Origin of the sequence: Schlesneria sphaerica (assembly GCF_044336245.1) — a bacterium.
In the GTDB taxonomy this organism is placed as follows: Bacteria; Planctomycetota; Planctomycetia; order Planctomycetales; family Planctomycetaceae; genus Schlesneria; species Schlesneria sphaerica.
The window spans coordinates 4,651,533-4,671,343 of sequence record NZ_CP172346.1; the positions used below are offsets into that span (position 1 = coordinate 4,651,533).

11 protein-coding genes are annotated in these 19,811 nt (G+C 59.3%); 6 read left to right on the forward strand and 5 right to left on the reverse strand.

The features are described 5' to 3' along the window. The first annotated feature begins 14 nt into the window (after positions 1-14). A complete protein-coding gene (locus ACGY09_RS16930; RefSeq protein ID WP_397568654.1) occupies positions 15-3,548 on the forward strand; it encodes a PSD1 and planctomycete cytochrome C domain-containing protein in 3,534 nt (1,177 codons plus the stop codon). A 79-nt stretch (positions 3,549-3,627) separates the two neighbouring features. Here the strand turns inward: ACGY09_RS16930 and ACGY09_RS16935 are convergent, their stop codons facing one another. From ACGY09_RS16935 to ACGY09_RS16945, 3 genes are all read right to left on the reverse strand, one after another. Next, entirely contained in the window at positions 3,628-4,839 is a 1,212-nt protein-coding gene (locus tag ACGY09_RS16935; protein WP_397568655.1) for a PQQ-binding-like beta-propeller repeat protein, read from the reverse strand. A gap of 564 nt (positions 4,840-5,403) precedes the next feature. Next, positions 5,404-5,799: a DMT family protein gene (locus ACGY09_RS16940; protein WP_397568656.1), complete on the reverse strand. Its 396-nt coding sequence runs from the start codon at positions 5,797-5,799 to the stop codon at positions 5,404-5,406. Between the two features lie 289 nt (positions 5,800-6,088). After that, positions 6,089-7,363 carry a hypothetical protein gene (locus tag ACGY09_RS16945; RefSeq protein ID WP_397568657.1) on the reverse strand — a complete coding sequence of 425 codons (1,275 nt, stop codon included), beginning with the start codon at positions 7,361-7,363 and terminating at the stop codon, positions 6,089-6,091. A gap of 475 nt (positions 7,364-7,838) precedes the next feature. Between ACGY09_RS16945 and ACGY09_RS16950 the strand changes: the two genes are divergently transcribed. Continuing rightward, complete coding sequence (locus ACGY09_RS16950; protein ID WP_397568658.1) at positions 7,839-8,240, forward strand: SRPBCC family protein; 402 nt, start codon at positions 7,839-7,841, stop codon at positions 8,238-8,240. Between the two features lie 190 nt (positions 8,241-8,430). On the opposite strand, the gene ACGY09_RS16955 is transcribed toward ACGY09_RS16950, so the two are convergent. Continuing rightward, complete coding sequence (locus ACGY09_RS16955; protein WP_397568659.1) at positions 8,431-9,549, reverse strand: hypothetical protein; 1,119 nt, start codon at positions 9,547-9,549, stop codon at positions 8,431-8,433. Positions 9,550-9,959: 410 nt separating this feature from the next. Between ACGY09_RS16955 and ACGY09_RS16960 the strand changes: the two genes are divergently transcribed. The 3 genes from ACGY09_RS16960 (at position 9,960) to ACGY09_RS16970 (ending at position 14,086) form a co-directional block, all read left to right on the forward strand. Next, on the forward strand, positions 9,960-11,624 hold the full coding sequence (locus tag ACGY09_RS16960; protein ID WP_397568660.1) for a pyridoxal phosphate-dependent decarboxylase family protein: 1,665 nt from the start codon (positions 9,960-9,962) through the stop codon (positions 11,622-11,624). Between the two features lie 363 nt (positions 11,625-11,987). After that, positions 11,988-13,166 carry an FIST N-terminal domain-containing protein gene (locus ACGY09_RS16965; RefSeq protein ID WP_373649045.1) on the forward strand — a complete coding sequence of 393 codons (1,179 nt, stop codon included), beginning with the start codon at positions 11,988-11,990 and terminating at the stop codon, positions 13,164-13,166. Then, complete coding sequence (locus ACGY09_RS16970) at positions 13,163-14,086, forward strand: bifunctional riboflavin kinase/FAD synthetase (protein WP_373649044.1); 924 nt, start codon at positions 13,163-13,165, stop codon at positions 14,084-14,086. Before ACGY09_RS16965 ends, ACGY09_RS16970 begins: the two co-directional genes overlap by 4 nt. Positions 14,087-14,251: 165 nt before the next feature. Here ACGY09_RS16970 and ACGY09_RS16975 read toward each other — a convergent pair whose 3' ends face one another. Continuing rightward, positions 14,252-14,824 carry a helix-turn-helix domain-containing protein gene (locus ACGY09_RS16975; RefSeq protein ID WP_373649043.1) on the reverse strand — a complete coding sequence of 191 codons (573 nt, stop codon included), beginning with the start codon at positions 14,822-14,824 and terminating at the stop codon, positions 14,252-14,254. A gap of 901 nt (positions 14,825-15,725) precedes the next feature. Here ACGY09_RS16975 and ACGY09_RS16980 point away from each other — a divergent pair. Then, complete coding sequence (locus ACGY09_RS16980) at positions 15,726-19,622, forward strand: secretin N-terminal domain-containing protein (RefSeq protein WP_397568661.1); 3,897 nt, start codon at positions 15,726-15,728, stop codon at positions 19,620-19,622. Positions 19,623-19,811 lie beyond the last annotated feature (189 nt).

The following is a 19,811-nucleotide window of genomic DNA, read 5'->3' on the forward strand; positions in this document are numbered from 1 at the left end:
CTCGAGGTGGTGAAATGAAGAGTAAGAGCGTTCGGAATCTGAAATTCAAACCCTGTGCGGCAGAAGCCACGCTCGACGTGCGACGAATACTGGTGCGAACCTTCCCGGTCGCGCTGGTCCTGCTGTTGCCCTGGAACAGTGTCCGGGGAGAGGACAACGCGAAGATTCCCCCCGCCGTGAAGCGGGACGTCGATTTCGTCAAAGACATCCAGCCGCTGTTCAAAGAGCATTGCCTGAAGTGTCATGGCGAGAACCGGCAACGGGGCGACTTTCGGCTGGACGACAAGGGAGCGGCCCTGAAAGGGGGGGAAAGTTTCGCTCCCGCGATCATCCCCGGTGACGGTGCTGCGAGCCCCCTTGTCCGCTTCACCGCCGGGGCTGTTGAAGGAATGGAAATGCCCCCGGAAGGGGAGCGGGCTCTCTCGCGGGATGAGGTCAGCCTGCTGCGGGCCTGGATTGATCAGGGAGCCAAATGGCCTGATGAGCCGGGGAAAAAGCAGGAAAGCGCTCCTCACTGGTCCTTTCAGCCGGTCGTGCGTCCTGAGATTCCGGAAGTCGCTCCGGGGAACAGGGACTGGACACGAAGTCCCGTTGATGCGTTCATCGCACAGAAGCTGGAACAGGTCCCGCTCACGCCGTCTGAGAGCGTCACTCCCGGGCTGAAGCCTTCACCTGATACTGACCGCATCACGTTCATTCGACGTGCCACGTTCGATATCACCGGGCTGCCTCCGACTCCTGCAGAGGTGATGGACTTTGTTGGCGATCAGAGTCCTGACGCGTTCGAACGTTTGATTGACCGGTTGCTGGCGTCGCCCCATTTTGGGGAACGCTGGGCCCGACACTGGCTCGACACAGTCAAGTTCGCCGAAAGTAACGGGTTTGAAACGAATCAGCCCCGTCCCGCTGCCTGGCCCTACCGTGACTACGTCATTCGTGCGTTCAACGAAGATAAGCCGTTCGATCAATTTCTGTTCGAGCAACTGGCGGGTGACACGGTCGGGATTCATGAAGCGACCGGCTTCCTGGTGGCGGGGGCGTGGGATCAGGTGAAGAGCCCGGACCCGACCCTGACTTCTCAGCAGCGAGCTGACGAACTGCACGATATGGTCAGCACGACCGGCAGTGCCTTTTTCGGACTGACGGTCGGTTGTGCCCGCTGTCACAATCACAAATTCGATCCGATCTCGCACAGTGACTACCATGCGATGAAGGGGGTGTTTGCCGGTGTGGTCCACGGTAATCGTCCCTACACTCCACCCGGTTTTGAGGACCCGCAGCCACTGATCGAGGAACTTCGTGGCGAACTCGCGAATCTCGATCGCCAGCTCGGACAGTTTGAGCCGCTGGCTTTTATCGGAGATGACTCTGCACAATTGCAGGGCAAGCAGTCGTTCCCTCATGAAGCCGTTTCCACACTGCTGCTGGATGATCTGGCCGTCGCGACGGGTTCCGGCGCCAGCGTCACGGTCCTCGTCCCGCCGATTGGTTCCGAGCCTTACCGGGCCGGAAAGGCCCGCGGTGAGTTGAACGATTCGGGTGACATGCAGCGGTACCCGAACCTCGGTCGCAGTTATTCGTACTGGAACCAGGTCGCTAATCGGGATGTCTTCACGTGGAACCCCGGGCTGAGTGGGCGCTGGCGTCTCTGGTTGTCCTGGGGTTGTGGATGGAACACGCACGCCGCCGATGCAACGTACGTGCTTGATCGGGACGGAGATCTCGGGACGAAGGACGATCAGACCGAGATTGCCCGCGTCGATCAGCGGAAGTTTGCTGACGGAACAGGGGGCGAACAGAGTCAGCCCCTCTGGAGTGGACTCTATGACGCGGGCGTCCATGAATTCACTCCGACGGCGCGGGTGGTGCTGCGCGGCGGGGAAGGATCGGCGTACGTCACGGCCGATGTTGTCTGTTTTCAGCGAGCGATGACAGACAGTCCGCTCGCTCATACCTCGTTGCCCCGCCTGCGGTCTGCGGTGCAGCGACGAGCCAACAGCGAACGCTTTCCTCCCATCCGGTCCCGGTTCGTAAAATTGACGATCGAAGCCACGACCGGTGGCGAGCCATGTCTGGACGAGCTTGAGGTGTTTGAAGCCGATAACGGTTCTCAGACAGGTTCGAATAATGTCGCCCTGGCGAGCGTTGGGACGATTGCGACCGCCTCATCAAGCCTGCCCGGTTACGACATTCACCGGTTGGCCAACGTGAACGACGGTCGCTACGGGAACTCGGCCAGTTGGATTTCTAATGAACCGGGGCAAGGCTGGGTCATGCTGGAGTTTCCGGAACCGGTCGTCATCGACCGGATCGTGTGGAGCCGTGATCGGCCCGAGAATGGACAGTTTCAGGACCGAATCCCGTCGAAGTACCGGATCGAAGCCGGGATGGCGCGGGACTCGCTGCAACTGGTCGCCTCATCGGAAGACCGAATACCGGCGGACAACGGCGCGGGTAAGGTGCATGTGAACCCCGCGTTAAGTGAGGCCGAGTTTCAGTTGGCTCGCAAGCTGCAGGTGCAGGGGGAATCGCTACGCAGCCGGTTGCAGAAGTTGTCGGCTCGGCCGATCGCCTATGCTGGTCAATTCACTACGCCAGAACCGATCTACCGGCTGCATCGAGGTGATCCCATGCAGCCCAAGGAACGGATGCAGCCTGCGGGGCTCGCCTCATTCGGTAAGAAATGGCAACTCAATGAAGAGGCGACGAGTCCGGAACGTCGACGGGCTCTGGCGAACTGGATCAATGATCCGGATCACCCGTTAACGATGCGTGTGATGGTCAACAGACTTTGGCAGTATCACTTCGGGCAGGGACTGGTGCAGACTCCCAGCGATTTCGGGAGAAACGGAACGTCTCCGTCGCACCCGCAGTTACTGGACTGGATGGCCAGCGAGGCCCGGGTGATGGCTTCGCCGAAGCGGATTCATCGACAGATGTTGACCTCGTCGACCTATCGGCAATCGAGCCATGCGCGTCCGGAAGGGTTGCAGGCGGATGCCGCGACCCGGTTGCTGTGGCGGTATCCGCCGCGGCGACTGGAAGCTGAACCACTGCGGGATGCGATTCTGGCGGCGGCCGGTAATCTCGACGACCGCATGTTCGGTCCGGGGTTTGACCTGTTCGAGGCCAATACCAATTACGTCAAAGTCTACAACACGAAGCAGGAATTCGGTCCGGCAGAGTGGCGAAGAATGGTCTATCAGTCGAAGCCGCGAATGCAGCTCGATGAAGTTTTTGGACAGTTCGACTGTCCCGATGCCGGTCAGATCGCGCCGAAACGGACTTCTTCCATCACAGCACTGCAGGCACTGAACCTGCTGAACAGCCGATTCGCCATTCAGCAGGCCCGGCAGTTTTCGAACCGGTTAGCGAACGAGATGAGCAAGGACCCGACCGCACAGGTCAGGCAGGCGTTTCTGCTGGCCTACCAGCGGGAACCTTCCAGCGAAGAACTGGCTGACTCCATCGAGCTCATTCAGCAACATGGCCTGGAATCATTCTGCCGAGCGATTCTCAATTCCAACGAGTTCCTATTCGTGTTCTGAGACGGTCTGGGGAGTTCACGCTTGGTTAATCCCCAGACGCCATCAACGGGGAAGGTGGTGCATTGTTTAAGGGCCTGCCTTACTTCTCAGCGATCTTATAAACCGCTGTATCGGTTCGAAGATACATGGCCCCCTTTGAAAAGGCGGGGGTTGCGAACGTCCGACCGGGGACTGTGTTCTGGCCGAGGACTTCGAACTCTGTTCCGCGCTTGATCCAGGTGGCGGTCCCGTCTTCGTCCATGAACAAAATCCGGTCATTCACGTAGACCGGTGAAGACGAATAGTTTCCTCCCAAGCGACCCGTCCAGTAGCGTTCCCCTGTTTTCGCGTTGACGCAGGTGGCGACGCCTCGGTCCGAGACGGTGTAAAGTTCTTCACCGACGAGCAGAGGGGACGGGGTGCTGGGTGCGCCCGGCTTCATCCGCCAGACGATACTCTTGTCGGTGACGTCCCCCTTGCCGCCGAGTTTCACAGCGAGGACCTCCGGGTGATCGTAGTCATGGTTATAGAACACCATCCCGAAACCGACGGCGGGCTGGGGCACGATGGACCAGCCGGGGGTCAGGATCTTCCATAATTCGGCACCTGTGTCAGGGTCGTATGCCGCGAACATTCCTGGACCAGGAGAAAGCACCTGGGACTTTCCGTCCACTTCGGCGACGGTAGATGTTCCGAAGGAGTGGGATGGACTTCCGACCGTGGATCTGGGGGTCTGCCATGCGATCTTTCCGGTGTTCGCGTCCACCCCGATGACGAAGGGGTCCTTGCTGCCGTCACACGAGACGACGAGCTTTCCACGGCAAAGGACAGGTGTGCCCCCGGAACCGTGGACAGGGTTGTAATCGATGTCGAAACAGGTCCATTCGATCGTTCCATCCGCCGCTTTCAGTCTGGCCATCCCGTAGTTACCGAAATGGACGAAGACCGCTCCTTCGTGCACGATTGGGGTGGGACTGGCGTGGCTGTTTTTCACATGAATGGAGGGGATCTGAGGCACTGATCGGACTTCCCGATCCCAGATCACTTTTCCATCTGCGGCATCAATGGCCATCGTGCGCAGCGACATGTCCGGGTCTTTCACCACTGCCGTCGTCAGGTAAATCCTGCCGTCCACGATGACAGGGGAGGACCATCCCAGACCGGGCAGATCCGATTTCCATTCGACGTTCTTTGTGTCAGACCATTCGAGCGGGACCGTCATCCCGACGACGTGGGCGTCCGCATTGGGACCTCGGAATTTCGGCCAGTCTCCCGATCCAATCAAAGAAAGCAGAATCATCGGCAGTAACATGAGCGGCCCCGCTGAGTATGAGTCCGAAGCTAAGTCAGGTGGCGTGCGATCAAATAGGATCCAGACTCGTAACCCTTGCTTTAATACGCCACGTCCGCAGTGCAGGTGTCGCACGTTTTTCCGTCGCGCATCGTGTCCCACCGAAGGGAATTCCCACAGGAAAGGCCTATTCGGTGATGCGACCCGTCCGCGCCATCCACACCGGACACCCGCACCGATTAATCATCGTATGAAATTCTACCAATGCGTTCCTTCGGTGCCAATTTTGACGTCGGTCATATTTCCGATTTGTTTCAATCTCAAATCGTGATGCAGTGACACGCCTGCTTAAGGAAGCGTCGTTTGCAAAACTGGCGATGGGCGCGTTGCAAGGTTCATCGCTTCGCTCTGGCTACTCAATCCAGGGCATACTGATCGGGCAGCGAAACATCCTCCACGGAGATCGTCTGGCTGACCCGCAGAGTGACCTGTGAGGATGGCTCGGTCCAATCAACCGGTCTCTGGCTGAGAAGAAGTGTTGGCGAACGTGACATGCTTTGTCCGCAACGCCAGCCGTGAGCGGCTTCAGGGGGACTCGTGCGGTGGTTCGATCTTCGCAGCTTGAAGCGTGCTCGGGGGATCTTCTGCAGTCACTTTGTCCATCCGCACGAAGAAGACGGCTCCGACGATCAGCAGAAACGCGACAAGATGGTTCCAGCCGAGTTTCTGGTTCAGATAGGTGACGGCGAAGATGCTGAAGACAACCAGCGTGATGACTTCCTGCATGATCTTCAGTTGCACAGGAGTGAACTGTGACGAACCCCAGCGGTTCGCGGGGACTTGAAAACAGTACTCGAAGAAGGCAATCAGCCAACTGACGATGATCGCGACGAAAATCGGTGATTCCTTGTGTTTCAGGTGCCCATACCAGGCAAAGGTCATGAACACATTGGAAATTGTCAGCAACAGAACCGTGAGCATGGAACATCCTTGTTAAATACAAAAGAGAGTGGCAGATCATGGGATGCGGTGACTGACCGCATGTGGCGAGCGTCGGACCGCGATTTCGTCGACCAGCCATCCGTGGTTGGTTCCCCTGCGGTGCCGTCAATTCGGCGGATCGCAGATTGGCGCGGAGTGTACATAGTGCCAGTCGCGCCTGCCACTTAACTGTGATTGAGATCCGTTACGGGCGCGCGAAGTTGCCCCCGGGGTTGGGCCGGGGGCAGCTTGAGAAGACTGGCAAATGACTTTACGTCAGCACCGGATGTTACTTCTTTGGTTTGCTGACAGAGAATTCGACGATCCGGTAGGTCTCGTCCTCTTTGTCCTTTTTGAGTGTGAAGGAAAGGACCTGATTCTTCTTGTTTCGCAGCACTCGCTTATTGTTCTTCTGCTTGGCGTTCGGCTGCAGATCACTGAGCGGGTTCAGTGCGTCGGAAATCTCTTCGATTTTCTCTTCAGAGAGGTTTCCGTCCCGCAGCTGACTAACCATCCCGGTCGCTTTCGAGCTGACGTATTCGCCCGCGGCGGCGGTATCACCGTCCACGAGTGCCATGCAGAATCGCTGAAGTGTGTCGTCGATGCTTCCTTCCGGGAAACTGCTTCCCGACCCTCCGGCACCTCCTGCACCACCGGGCATGGCTCCGGCCGGTCCGGCTCCGCCCGGCATCATCCCGGGGGCACCCGCAGGACCCCGGGCACCCGCGAATCCGGCTGCGCCCGCAGGTCCGGCTCCGGGGGGCATCCCGACGGCGGCACCGGCGCCGGGAGGTGCATGCCCAGCACCCGGAAGTGAAGCTGCGCCACCAGGGCCGGCTCCTGCATAACCAACGGCAGCACCGGCGGGAGCGGTGGCTGCGGCACCGGGGGGGAGCCCGGGAGTGGTGGCACCGGCGGGTGCACCAGGGGGAGCATGTCCCCCTGGGCCGGGGCGACCTGGCATATTTCCGGTGTAGCCGACGGGGGCGCCAGCAGCACCGGGTGGCATTCCGGGAGCCGCTCCTGCAGAGGGGCCTCCTGGTGGGGCGTGTCCTCCAGGTCCAGGGCGGTTTCCAGTGTATCCCACGGGAGCACCCGAAGCGCCGGGTGCCCCGGGGGGGGCGGTCGCTGCGGCACCGGCGGGCATTCCAGGGGCACTTCCGACCCCGGGTGTGGCTGAGGGACCACCACTGGGACCAGCCGCAGGTCCGCCGGGACGATTCGCCATATGAGCCGCCGCCTGAGCGGGGTTGGGGGCTGCGTTTCCGGCCATCTGAGCCATCATGGCTGGGTTACCAACTCCACCTTGCGGAGGTCCCCCTGCCATCGACGGCCCACCCGGAGGGGCGTGACCCATGCCGGGCATTCCGGGTGGAGCATGTCCCGCTCCCGGCATTCCAGGAGCACCGGGCATTCCGGGGACCGCTCCTGCAACCGGGGCGGTGTTGGCAGGACCAACAGAGGTCGTTGGTGCGGTGTTGTTTCCTGATCCGCAGCCAATCAAGCCGGACGAGACAATCAGGCACAGGCCCTGATGCCAAACCGAAAAGCGGTTGGAACGCATAATGTTAACCTTGAGACAACCAATCCAGTGATGTGAGTTCGCCTGCAGGTTCGCCCGCCAGAACGACCGACAACCAGATTGCGAATGGTCTTTGACTATGCCATTTCTGTAAGCCTAATGCAAGGAGTTTCAACAGAGTCCGTGGATGGATTCAGTGAGTTCGGCAGGCCGAACAGGCTTCCCTTTTCAGCCATCGCAGCGACGGATTTTCGGGGGATCGGGAGCGCCGGAAAGGGACGGATGGACCACAGAGATCACGTCGCGCCGCAGGAACTCCGGACGGGGCTTTCGGCTCGCTGAGCCCATCTTCGTCACGTTCTCACGGAAAAAGCCTGGCGGTAGAGTAAGCTGTGCCACGATCGGGCCTGGGTTCATTTCGGTGGTGAGTCGTTCGTCGCTGCTGAACGCGTGAGCCGTGGTGCTGGCTGAGGTGCTTGTTAGAAGTGGCCGTGAAGGAATCGGAACGAGGTGCCCCATGATGAACTGCCGGATTATCCGTTGCTCGATTCACCGACCCGTGAACGCCGTCTACGAGTTCGCCTCGAATCCTGAGAATCTTCCCCGCTGGGTGATGTCGTTCTGCCTGTCGGTCAGAAAGTCAGGGGAGCAGTGGGAAATGGAGACGCCGACGGGCTGGGTGCAGATTCGTTTTGTTCCTCGCGATGAAGCGGGAATCCTGGATCACATTGTCACATTGCCAGACGGTCAAGCCGTCGTCAATCCGATGCGTGTGGTCGACAAGGGTGGCGGCAGCGAAGTGATGTTCACACTGTTCCAACAGCCCGGCATGTCCGACGAGCAGTTTGCCAGAGATGCCGACATGGTCGCCGCCGATCTGCAGTCCTTGAAGAAAGTGCTTGAGGGGCAGGTGGGCTGATTTTGCAGGTGAGGAATGTGTCATCAACGCGCCCCACAACTGCTCACGCGGGCACGGGCGGAATTGCTGGCGTTGGCGAAGTGGAGAATTTCTTGTTCCGCCTCCCTGGTGGGTGAGGGTACTGGTAAGTCTACGAATCATGCATTCCGTCGCACCACGTTGGCGAGACATCGTCGGTTTGCTGCTGAGCTCAGATGAGCCGCTGCCCGATTACGAGTCGGGAGTGGTGGAAACACGGGGTGCCGCCGACGTTTTCGGGAGAAGTGGCGATCGAGCGTTGTCCGATCAGGCCACTCCTGGCTGCGATTTCGGCGTCGAGCATGCTTTGAGAACCATGAACCCACAATCCCACTTCGTCCGGCGCGAGTAATTTGCCAAAGCCCAGACTCAGCCGCCCCATCGTCCAGCGGGCATTGATGTCCTGCAGTGGGCGAAATTTCAGACTACTATCGCGGTCTCGGTACTGCATGGCATCAATTCCCACGGGACCGAAATAACCCAGCGACTGAAGCTCGTTCGCCGCGCTCAGGGTGACTTCGATCGCCTCCTGCCACACGGAGTTTTCGGGGACGGATTGCGGCGAGGGTGATGGAATCAGGCTTCCGGCGTACTGTCCCCGTTCGTCGGTGAACATGGTGGCGAGTCCTGCCAGACGGGGGGATCCGGCCGGGGGGATCTCGATCTGGATGCCGACTTCGGCGACACGTTCGACCCAGGGCTCATAGAAGACCGAGTTTCCCGGCCCCAGTCTTCGCCGCAGCCATTGCAGGTCGGCTTCCGTCGGTGCCCCGCGTCCCCGGATCCGTTCCCGGCCCGACATCCCGTACTCCGATTTAATGACCCAGGGCTGTTCGGAGCTGGTTCCGATGATGTCTTCGAGTTCGTGCAGATTGCTGATGCGTCGTGCCCCCTGCAGACCGACCTTCCAGTCCTGTTCAAGACGGTGAGACGTGGCACGTGAGTTTGCCTGACGGACAGCGTCGTGCGGTGGGACCTTTCCGGACGCTTCAAGTCGTTCGACCAGGGCAAGGGCATCGCGGGACCAACCCCAGGGGACGAGTTCCACACCACGGGGGATCTGGTCCCAGCTCTCTATGGGCACAACGCATGGCAAGCCCGCTGCGAGGGCCTGGCGGAAGAACTCGTCATCGATTGCAGCAGGGGTCCAGATCATGTCGTCATCGTCAGCAATGGCCAGCCACGAGGTCGCCAGCTCCGCGTTCAGCCGCTTGAGAAGTTTTGTCGGTTCCCGCCGCGGATCGGCCAGCCGATGTTCGAAGTCGAAGTTTCCATAGAACAGACGCGGCATATCAGAGGCTCTTTGCGTGGATGACGTTCAATCAAAAGGAGAAGGGCATGCACGATCGCTGGTGCCGTGTCGCAGGAATGCTTTGCTGGGCAGTGTTATCCCGTATCGGAGCGGCCGGGCCAAGTCCCCCCTTCGCGATGACGCAAAGCCTCTTTTACATCAGGGGCGACGCAGGCACGATCAATCCTTTGCAGCCCTGGGTGTCTATCATATAAATCCTTCGAAGCAGAACGAGTTTACACACATGCAGTTCGAATGATTCGAAGGCATGCCAGGCCTTCCGGCGATGTGGCCCGCCCATCATCGCGATGCACCCGCATCGGGCAGCCCAACTGTGTCTGACGGGACAAAAGTGGAAATTCGAGTCTGGCTCATTCGACGACAAACCAGCCTCTTCAGGAAACAGACTGATGACAGCAAGCTATCTGGATCTGGTCACGTCGTTGCGGCAGGCTTTTCCCCAGCCCGTTTCTGATCGGGTCCACGATGCCTATTTTGTGTTCTCGTTCCTCAGGGCGCTGGATCAACTGGATGAGATGAAATCGGTTTCTCCGTTACTGGGCAAGTCTGAGATTCTCGACTACGACGAGGCCAAGCGGTCGCGGGTCGCTGACGGTCCGGTGCCGCTGGAACAGGTCACTCAGACACTCGTCGAGCACCTGTCCGGCATGTTCATCTGGGGCCACCCGCGGGCTCAGATCAATGTCATCCCGCCCCCCACGATTGCCAGTATCATCGGGGGTCTGTTGCCGTCGATCTATAACCCGAATCTGGTGAGCGAAGAATCGTCGCGTCAGGTCGCTGTGGCGGAGGTCGAGGTCTCATCGATGACGGCCGATCTGATTGGTTACGACCCCGCTGTCTCGGCCGGACTGTTCACCTTTGGCGGGACCGGAACGCTCCTGTACGGGATCAAGCTTGGTCTGGAAAAAGCCTGTCCGGGGACAGCCCAGCAGGGGATCCGCGAACGAGCTTATATCATCTGTTCAGAGCGAGCCCACTATGCCTGTCTCACCGTGGCGAACTGGCTGGGGATGGGGCGTGAGAGTGTGATCAAGATTCCCTGTTCAGCGGAAAATGAGATCCTTCCTGAGTTACTGGAAGACAAGGCTCGCGAGATCCTCGCCAGCGGAGGAAAAATTGCAGCGATCATCGCGACAATGGGGACGACCGACCACTTTGGTCTGGATGATCTGAAAGCTCTTCACGAGATTCGTGAAGGTCTCGTCAAGGAATTTCAACTCGACTACCACCCGCATATTCATGCCGATGCGGTGATTGGTTGGGCCTGGTCGGTGTTCAACGATTACAATTTTTCGGTCAATCCACTGGGCTTTCGGCATCGAACGGTGCGGGCCCTGGCGGGGACACGTCGGCGGATTCAGGAACTTCCGCTGGCGGATTCAGTCGGAATCGACTTCCACAAGACGGGGTTCACCCCCTACATCTCCAGTCTGTTTCTGGTGAAGAATTCGGCCGATCTGGAATTGATCACGCGGAAACAGTCTGACACCCCCTACCTGTTTCATGACGGACACTATCACCCCGGGCGGTACACGCTTGAGACGACACGGGGTGGAAGTCCGCCGATGGCCGCTCTGGCGAATCTGCGGCTGTTTGGTAAGGACGGTCTGCGGTCGCTGCTGGGCCATGCGGTTTCCATGGCGGAAGAACTGCGGGAGCACCTGGAAGGACATGCAGCGACGACCGTGGTCAACCGGGGGAACTTCGGTCCGGTGACGTTGTTCCGGGTTTATCCGGATGGTGTCGACACGTTCAGCGTGACCGAGGAGGAACAGAAGGACGAATCCTGCCGCGACCAGTTGCGGGCGCACAACGAATACAATCGCCGCATTTATCACCTTGTCCAGGCAGACGCGCTCAACGGCGAAGGGGTCGTCATTTCGCTGACCGACTGCTACTGCGAAAGTGAATATGGTGAGCCGATCGTGGCTCTGAAAAGTTATCTCCTCAGTCCTTTCGCCGAAGAACGCTATGTCGAGGCAGTTCTGGAGTCGTTGTGGAAGGCCCGTGCCAAAATCGCCGCCGAAGATTCCGCCGCACAAAATGCGTGAAAGTCGGGCGACTGACTTCATTCCTGGGGAAGGGACGAATATGCTCGCCCTGGGGGGCGACACCCAACATCTCTCAGATTCACCCCCAAAAGGGGCGGGCGCGAGGACGGGTCAACGGAAGGACTTGGCCTCGGATGGGCCACCGCCGTCGTGCACAACGCGACAGCAGGGACGGGGGCGTTGTTTTCCGCAAAGTTCCTGAAACTGTTGCTCTGAGGCCTTCCACAAGCGAAGCCTGATTGGTCCTGATGGGGCTTTGGTGGTGCGTCGCTTGAAGGTTGGTGCGAGTTCGCGTTAGTGTCGGTAACGTCGCCCTCGCCCATTCAGAAGGAAGTGCAGTTCAGCGAAGGATCGGATCAGGAAATGCCGTTTGCAAGTGCAGTGTCCGAAAAGTCCAGCCTCAGTGCGGCAATTCAAGAAACCGTGCATGTGGTGGCGGGTGAATTGGGTCGCAAACCCGACCTGACGTTCGTGTTTGTGACACATCACCATGCAAAGAATTTCCCCATGCTGGCCGAGTCGATTCTCGATCGGATTGGCGGCGGGCTGTTACTGGGATGTACGGGCGAGACCGTTATCAATGGTACGCGCGAATACGAAAACGGACCGGCCCTGTCACTTTGGTCAGGCGTCTTGCCGGGTGCGGATCTTGTCCCGTTTCAGATGGAATTCGCCGAAACGCCCGACGGCATCATGTGCAGCGGTTTGCCCGACGATCTGGGGGACCGGACCGACGATACGCGTGCCGTGTTCCTGCTGAGCGAACCCTTTTCCGCAATGCCGCAGTCGGTGATCGATCTGCTGGCGGACGAACTGCCGAATGTCCCGCTGTTCGGGGGGCAGGCGAGCGGTGGCAACCCGACCGAGAATCGGTTGTTCCTGAACGGTCGCGAGATTGATCAGGGGGCGGTCGGGGTCGTCCTGCGAGGGGGGCCTCAGGTCCGTTCTGTCGTTTCTCAGGGATGCCGGCCGATCGGGACCCCATTCGTTGTGACGAAGGCCGATCGAAATGTCGTGTATGAACTTGGCGGGGTGGCGCCGATGCAGCGGCTGCAGGAAATGTACCACCTGCTGCCGCCGCGAGATCAGTCGCTGGTCGAGGAAGGGGTCCATATCGGGATCGCGCTCAACGAGTATCAGGAGTCATTTCACCGAGGTGACTTCCTGATCTTGAACGTGATGGGGGTCGACAAGAAGTCGGGTGCCTTGAAAGCGGGTGGACCGATTCGGGTTGGTCAGACAGTTCAGTTCCAGATCCGGGACGGTGAGGCGGCGGACGCCGACCTGATTCGTCTGCTGGAAAGACACTCGTCGACGCACCCACGTCTCCCCGCGGCGAGCCTGCTGTTCAGTTGCAATGGGCGTGGCTCGCGGATGTTTTCTTCACCAGATCACGACGCGACACTGATCCAGCGACATCTGGGGCCTTTGCCACTGGCCGGTTTTTTTGCCCAGGGAGAGCTGGGACCGGTGGGCGGAAAAAACTACATTCACGGTTTTACCGCCAGCATTGCACTTTTCGAAGAAGAATCGGTTTCATGACCGTTTTGTTTGGGTTTGAATCTCCCGAGTGTTATCGCGGAGGGATCGTTTCCATAGGAAACTTTGACGGGGTTCATCGCGGGCATCAACTGATGTTGCGGACGCTCGTCAGTCAGGCCCGCGCTGCAGGCGTTCCTGCCGTGGTGCTGACGTTTGATCCGCATCCGATCGAACTGTTACGTCCGGAAGCGGCACCCCCACGACTGACCTCGATGTCGTACCGGGCGGAACTGCTGCAGAAGTTTGGGGTGGACACGGTCATCGTGCTGCCGACGACCCGGCAATTCCTGACGCTCACCGCAGAAGAGTTTTTTCACTCGATTGTCCAGACACAGCTCCAGGCGTGCGGCCTGGTCGAGGGGCCGAATTTCTATTTCGGTCGCAATCGTGAGGGGAATATCGATGTTCTGCGTCAGCTCTGTTCCCGGCACCAGTTGACTCTGGAAGTCGTTGAGCCGGAAATTGTGAATGACAAGCTGGTTTCGTCGAGTGTCATTCGAGGTCTGGTGAACGACGGAAATGTCGCGGAAGCGGGGCGGCTGCTGGGGCATCTTTACCGCATGGAGGGAACCGTTGTGACCGGTGCACAGCGGGGCCGGACACTCGGTTTTCCGACGGCCAATCTTGCTGAACTGGAAACCCTCGCCCCGGCAAACGGGGTCTACGCGGCCACCACGACGATCGACGGCACGAGCTGGGCGGCGGCGGTCAACATCGGCCCCAATCCGACGTTTGGCGAAGCGGCCCGGAAGATCGAGGTCCATTTGCTCGACTTCAGTGGTGACCTGTACGGGCGCCGCATCGCGATTTCGTTTGTGTCGCGACTGCGTGATATTTGCAAGTTTGCTTCTGCGAACGACTTGCTTCAGCAGTTGCAGGCCGATGTCGCTGCGGCGCGTACGGCTTGTGCGGGGCTTTGATCTGCGGCGAGTACACTGGTCCGAGGTGAGTCCGAGGTGAAAAAGCACAAAAGCGGCAGGTGTCGATCATCGACTCCTGCCGCTCATCAGTCGGGTAACGCGAATCTGCTGTGGACCCGTCCCTGGTCACAACAGATGCTTATCCGGACGATTCATCTATGTTCTTCAGGCCAATTGTTTTTTCCGACCGACGAGGGTGCGGATCCGTTCGGCCAGCAGGGCTGAGTCGAATGGTTTCCGGAACGTCTCGTTGAACGGGGTACGGTCAAAACCGCTGGCCGTGTCGTCATCGCTCAGTAGCGCTACCAGTACAGCGTCAGCATACTCATTGTTTTTGCGCAGGTTCTGCGCAATCAATGTTGCTTCATGTCGACCCATGCCGAAGTCGATTACCACGCAGTCAGGATGCAGAGATTCGGCCTGAATGCCGGCTTCAAAGCCACTCGCCGCGGATTCAATTTTGTAATCCATGGGAGGCATCAGGTCGAGAATCTGTCCTCGGACGTTCTGGTCGACTCCGACGAGGAGCAATTTGCCCATCGCTTCGTCTTCCAGTTCCCCCAAAGGCATCCCGTGTTCCTTAAGGAACCGAATCAAGTGCTCGCGTGGGATGCGACGGTCCTGTGATCCGGGAATGCGGTAACCGCGCAGACGGCCGGAGTCGAACCATTTGCTCACTGTGCGGGGTGCAACCTTGCAGATCTTTGCTACCTGTCCAGTAGTGAAGATCGTTCTCATCGCGGGCTCTCCAATCACTAGATTTTGCTCACACAGAAGGGCGTCGCGACCCTCCGGATCTTCACCCTCAAACGTGTTGACGAGGTTTTTCCGCCGCTTGCTTTACGAGCGGCAGGAAAACCGCCGATTGCTCGGAGTCGGTGTCTTTCGGAGAGAACCATGCATCCCGACTCATTCGAGACTCATAGTTCCATCCGACAAGTCTTTACGCGTCGGGCATCGGCGGGCATTTCGACTCGATCCCTTGGTCGAAATACCCGTGGAGGGCGGGGAATTACGTGTTCGCCTTCGCAGAGTCTTTAGCTCTGTGTTCAGAAAACCCTGATTGTCCTACCCCCCAGACGTCTTCACTGTGCGAGTCGCACATTCCGGATCAATCGCCATCCGTCGTGTGGTCGTTCGCACTGCTGCAAACCGTCTAGCTATTTGAATCGTCTTTTCAGGATTCGGTCTTGACATGTTTTGTGAAGAACGCTTGGTTCTTGCCTGCGAACTTCATCACGCTTGGGGTCCGTTTCTTTTTTTCCGTCAAACTCGCGTTGAATTGCCGAACTTTTCGCGATTTCCGTCAGGTTGCTGTATGCACCGGGAAACGATGATAGGAAAGGGCCGAAACGTATCAGCGTCACCTGGGGGTGTGTTCGTTCCGCATGGACGCAAAATTCTACAGTCCAAATACATGAAACCGACCTGAATTCGAAAAATCTAGTTCTCGTCGCGGTTTGCCGGGCTCTATCCTTCCTGCTGTGGGGCCTCATTGCGCCCAATAGCAACAATTGTAACGACGGCATCACGGATATCGATGTTTCAACACAATCCAACCGTTATTTCTCATAGCCAACGCGAAGGTTCTGTTGATGACGGAGTTCAACGATTGGGAGTCGGAATGCGAAACTCAGGAATGTCACCCTATTTACGATGGACCCTCTATTCCGTCGTAGCCGTCGCTGTCGCGTTTCCCGAGACCGCCTGGTCTCAGCGTTCCAGTCGCGGTGGCGGCGAACGGACACGTTCGTCGCGTGACGATTCCACAAGTTTGATCAATTCGCTCCGCAATAAAGAGCTGGTGGAAAAACTGGGGCTGACTCCTGAGCAGCAATCCCAGATTGACGAGATCCGCCAGGCCGCGACACGCAGCTATCGGGGGATGAGCACTGCCGAGTTTCAGGCGGCGAAAAAGGCCAACGAAGACAAAGTGCTCAATCTGCTGACCGATGAGCAGAAAGCGACGTGGCAGAAACATGTCGAGCAAGCCACCGGCACGCCACCCGCCGGAATTCCCGGAGGTGCTCCCGGCAGCGGTGGCTCGGAAAACAGCAGCGCCCCCTCGGGCGGTTCGACGAGCGTCGAAAGTGATCTGCCAAATGCGAAGGCTGCCGTTCCCGACAATGGACCGCCCCCCGGAGCCAAAACGGTCATTTCTTTTGGACCGGAAGCAGATTTGAAGGCCGCACAACACGAAGCGGCAGAAAAGGAAGCCGCCAGGGAGGCACTGGAAGCACAGGCGGATTTCGCTGAGGAGGCGGAATCCGATCCGGGAAAGCCGGGCGATTCGCGGCGGACGTCTCCTGAAGCAACACCCCCGAGAGAGATGGGTGACGAAGAAGCTCTTCTGTCCTTCGAGTTCCGGTACGCTCCCTGGGAAAGTGTGCTCAAGCTGTTTGCGGACGCCAACGATCTGACGCTCGACTTGAACGACGTTCCTCCGGGAACCTTCAGTTATTACGACAACAAACGCCACACGATGACCGAGGCGCTGGATATTCTGAACGGATACCTGCTGCAGAAGGGTTACATCCTGATTCGGCGGGATCGGTTCCTTGTCTGTCTCAGTACGGATAGCCCGATTCCTCCCAATGTGATTCCGAACGTCACTACGGATGAGCTTTTTTCTCGCGGCAAGAACGAACTGCTGAATCTGATCCTCCCTTTGGAGGGGACTGCGGACGCTGACTTGGTTGTCTTAGAAGTGAAAGAGCTGCTCGGACCCTACGGCAAGGCGGTGGCCCTGAAGTCGACGAACTCGCTCGTGCTGACCGATACGGGGGGGAATCTTCAGCGGATTCAGATGCTGCTGAAAACGGGAACGCCGGTCGGGAATAAAGACACCGCCTTCAAGTCGATCGCGTTGAAACACATTTCAGCGGCCGAGGCAGAACGGACGGTGCGTCGTCTGTTCGGGCTGAATCCTCCCGTGACTTCTTCGGCATCGGCGGCGGCACCCGCCCGGGGCGGGTTCGGCGGTGGACGCGAGCGAGGCGGGGGCGGCTTCCCGGGTGGTGGATTTCCCGGTGGCGGGTTCCCGGGGGGCGGCGGCTTTCCAGGGGGAGGGTTCCCCGGTGGGCCTCCCGGGGGGGCACCAGCTCCTGCGGCACCTGCCGGAGGGTCGGCCTCGCAGTACCTGGGAAAAATTCAGGTCACGGCGGATCCTCGCACGAATCACCTGCTGGTGGCGACCAGTTCGACTTTGTTGAAAGTGGTGGAAGACGTTATCAAGGCGCTGGACACAAACGTGGATGCGGCGGGGAACGCACTCGGAAAGTCTGAGAACCCCACGTTCGTCAAATCGTACACCGTTCGAGGGGGCGACTCGTCCTCTGTCGCCCAGACATTGAATAATATCATGCCGGGAATTGTGATCGGTGAAGATTCCCGTTCCGGCAAGGTTCACATTCTGGGGACCAAGGAAGAACACGCCGCCGTTGAACGTCACATTAAAGAGTTCTCGGGTGAAGCGAGTGGCTCGGTCGCGGTCATCAACTTGAAGAAACTCGATCCCGCCCAGGTCGCAAATTCGCTGCGGAACCTGTTTCTGAATGATGCCGCTCGCCCTCCTTCGATCGAGCACGATGCCAGCGGTCGACGAATCATGGTTCGCGGCACCGCAGACCAGTTGATGCAGGTCAGGGACCTGCTGCGCGGGATGGGGGAAACGATGGATTTTGAAGAGGAAGAGGATTCCGCAAAAGGGGCCGATCGGGGGAACCTGCGACATCTGAATCTGCGAAATCATGATCCGGCTGAAATCCTGAACATGGTCCAGCGAAGCTGGGGCGCTGCGGGTCGGTCACCGATCCGCGTTGTCGTCCCTTCACAACCGAGTCCCATTCGGGATCGCCGCGTCCCTGGGTCGCCTCCCTTCTTCCGGGACGAGGAAGCATTCGATCAGCCGATGCCACGCCGACCTCCACGGGATACGGGGCGCTCGACCGAGGCACCACCTCAGAAGCTGGTCCCGCAACATCCTCTAGAACGGTCTGAAGCAGTTCCAGGAAAGGCCCAGGAACCGGCTCCGCGTCAGCGAGTTCGTCCCGCCACAACACAACTGATTCCACGACCGACGGCCTCTCAGAATGAGGTGCGTGTCGTGCCTGCAGCGCAGGTGGTCCACAAAACGGCGGCAACGCAAGTCGCCTCCGCCGAAGAGGATGAGGCACCGATCGAGGACTCCACAACCTCGGCCCCCGATGAGGGGGATGGGGAGGACATGGCGCCGGCCGACGAGGAGGGCGAACCCGATTCGGGTGTGCGTGGAAGGAGAAGAAGTCGTCGGCAGCCGCCGAACCCTCGGGACATTCGGGATCACCAATCCGAGTTCGGGGAACCGGATGAGCCGGTCGGAGTCACCGTTCTTGGAAATGAATTGATCCTGACGGGGCCAGACAGTCAGACGCTGGATGAACTGGAAGAATTGATCACCGCGCTGGTTGATGGTACGCCCGCACGGCCACGGTGGACGGTTTTCTATCTGAAGACAGCGGATGCCACGGAAACGGCGCAGATGATCGAGCGGTTGTTTCCGCAAAGTTCGGTCTCTTCACCCGCCCCGACGAACGACTTCTTCGGCGGATTTGGGGGCGGGTTGTCTCGATTCGGTTCCGGCATGCTGAACGCGACGGGACTCGGCCAGACGCTGGGGGGATCACAGAATCTGCGGATCATCACCGACGTTCGGTCGAATGCTCTGTTTGTGACGGGACCACCCGATGTCATTCAGGATGTGGAATCGATGCTGGAATTACTCGACGCCAGCGAGCTTCCTCAATCTTTGCGGGACCGTTTGCCACGATCCATCCCGGTGGAATACGCCGACATCGACGAAGTGGCCGAGATGATCGAGAGCGTATTCAAGGACTCGATGACATCGGAACAGCCACAACAGCAGGGGGGGCCCGGTTTCAATCCGTTTATGGCGATGATGGGTGGCGGAAATCGGAATGCGACGGCCGGGCGCAAGCCTCAGGGGCCGGAGCTGTCACTGGGCGTGGATCGCCGGACCAGTCATCTGATCGTTTCCTGCAATGACAGCATGTTCCGCCGCGTCGAGGCTCTGGTTCAGGCGACTGACGAACGAGCCAAGGAAGCTAGAAGAACGGTCCGGGTCGTGCCGCTGAAGACGGCCGATCCAATGGTCGTGCAGTCGACGCTGACATCGCTCATGCCCAAGGTCAACGTGAGTGCCACCCGCACTCGCCCCACAAGTTCCGGAAACGGTGCACCACCCGCACCTGATGCCGACATGATGCGCCGCATGGGTTCGCAGGGAGGCGGACGCCAGCCCGGCGGACGACAGTCTGGCGGAGGCAATCCATTCGGTGGGGGACCATTCCCCGGTGGCGGTCCTCAAGGGGGAGGCTTTCCCGGCGGCGGACCGGGTGGTGGATTCCAGGGGGGGCGCGGCGGCGGCCCTGGTGGGTTCCAGGGTGGACGAGGTGGGGGTAACTTCGGAGGGGGAGGCGGTGGCAACTTCGGCGGTGGTGGCGGCAACACGGGTGGCGGCCGGGGCCGGGGTCGCTGAAAGCGCCCTCGTCAACCAACGCGAACAACGCCGAATTCCCACTGCTTCGCCAGTCGCGGGGGCCTGCCTCATGAGGCCACGAGCGGGTGTCCCCGGTTGAGCGGTCTTCCGCGAGAGCAGAGTGTGAGCCTCGAACGGGGTCAAGCGGGTTGCCGACCCCGTTCTCGGACATCACGCCGGTGTCGCAGC

Coding starts and splice junctions, on each gene's coding strand:
- ACGY09_RS16930 (WP_397568654.1), top strand. CDS start 15: ATGAAGAGTAAGAGCGTTCGGAATCTGAAATTCAAACCCTGTGCGGCA.
- ACGY09_RS16935 (WP_397568655.1), bottom strand. CDS start 4,839: ATGTTACTGCCGATGATTCTGCTTTCTTTGATTGGATCGGGAGACTGG.
- ACGY09_RS16940 (WP_397568656.1), bottom strand. CDS start 5,799: ATGCTCACGGTTCTGTTGCTGACAATTTCCAATGTGTTCATGACCTTT.
- ACGY09_RS16945 (WP_397568657.1), bottom strand. CDS start 7,363: ATGCGTTCCAACCGCTTTTCGGTTTGGCATCAGGGCCTGTGCCTGATT.
- ACGY09_RS16950 (WP_397568658.1), top strand. CDS start 7,839: ATGATGAACTGCCGGATTATCCGTTGCTCGATTCACCGACCCGTGAAC.
- ACGY09_RS16955 (WP_397568659.1), bottom strand. CDS start 9,549: ATGCCGCGTCTGTTCTATGGAAACTTCGACTTCGAACATCGGCTGGCC.
- ACGY09_RS16960 (WP_397568660.1), top strand. CDS start 9,960: ATGACAGCAAGCTATCTGGATCTGGTCACGTCGTTGCGGCAGGCTTTT.
- ACGY09_RS16965 (WP_373649045.1), top strand. CDS start 11,988: ATGCCGTTTGCAAGTGCAGTGTCCGAAAAGTCCAGCCTCAGTGCGGCA.
- ACGY09_RS16970 (WP_373649044.1), top strand. CDS start 13,163: ATGACCGTTTTGTTTGGGTTTGAATCTCCCGAGTGTTATCGCGGAGGG.
- ACGY09_RS16975 (WP_373649043.1), bottom strand. CDS start 14,824: ATGAGAACGATCTTCACTACTGGACAGGTAGCAAAGATCTGCAAGGTT.
- ACGY09_RS16980 (WP_397568661.1), top strand. CDS start 15,726: ATGTCACCCTATTTACGATGGACCCTCTATTCCGTCGTAGCCGTCGCT.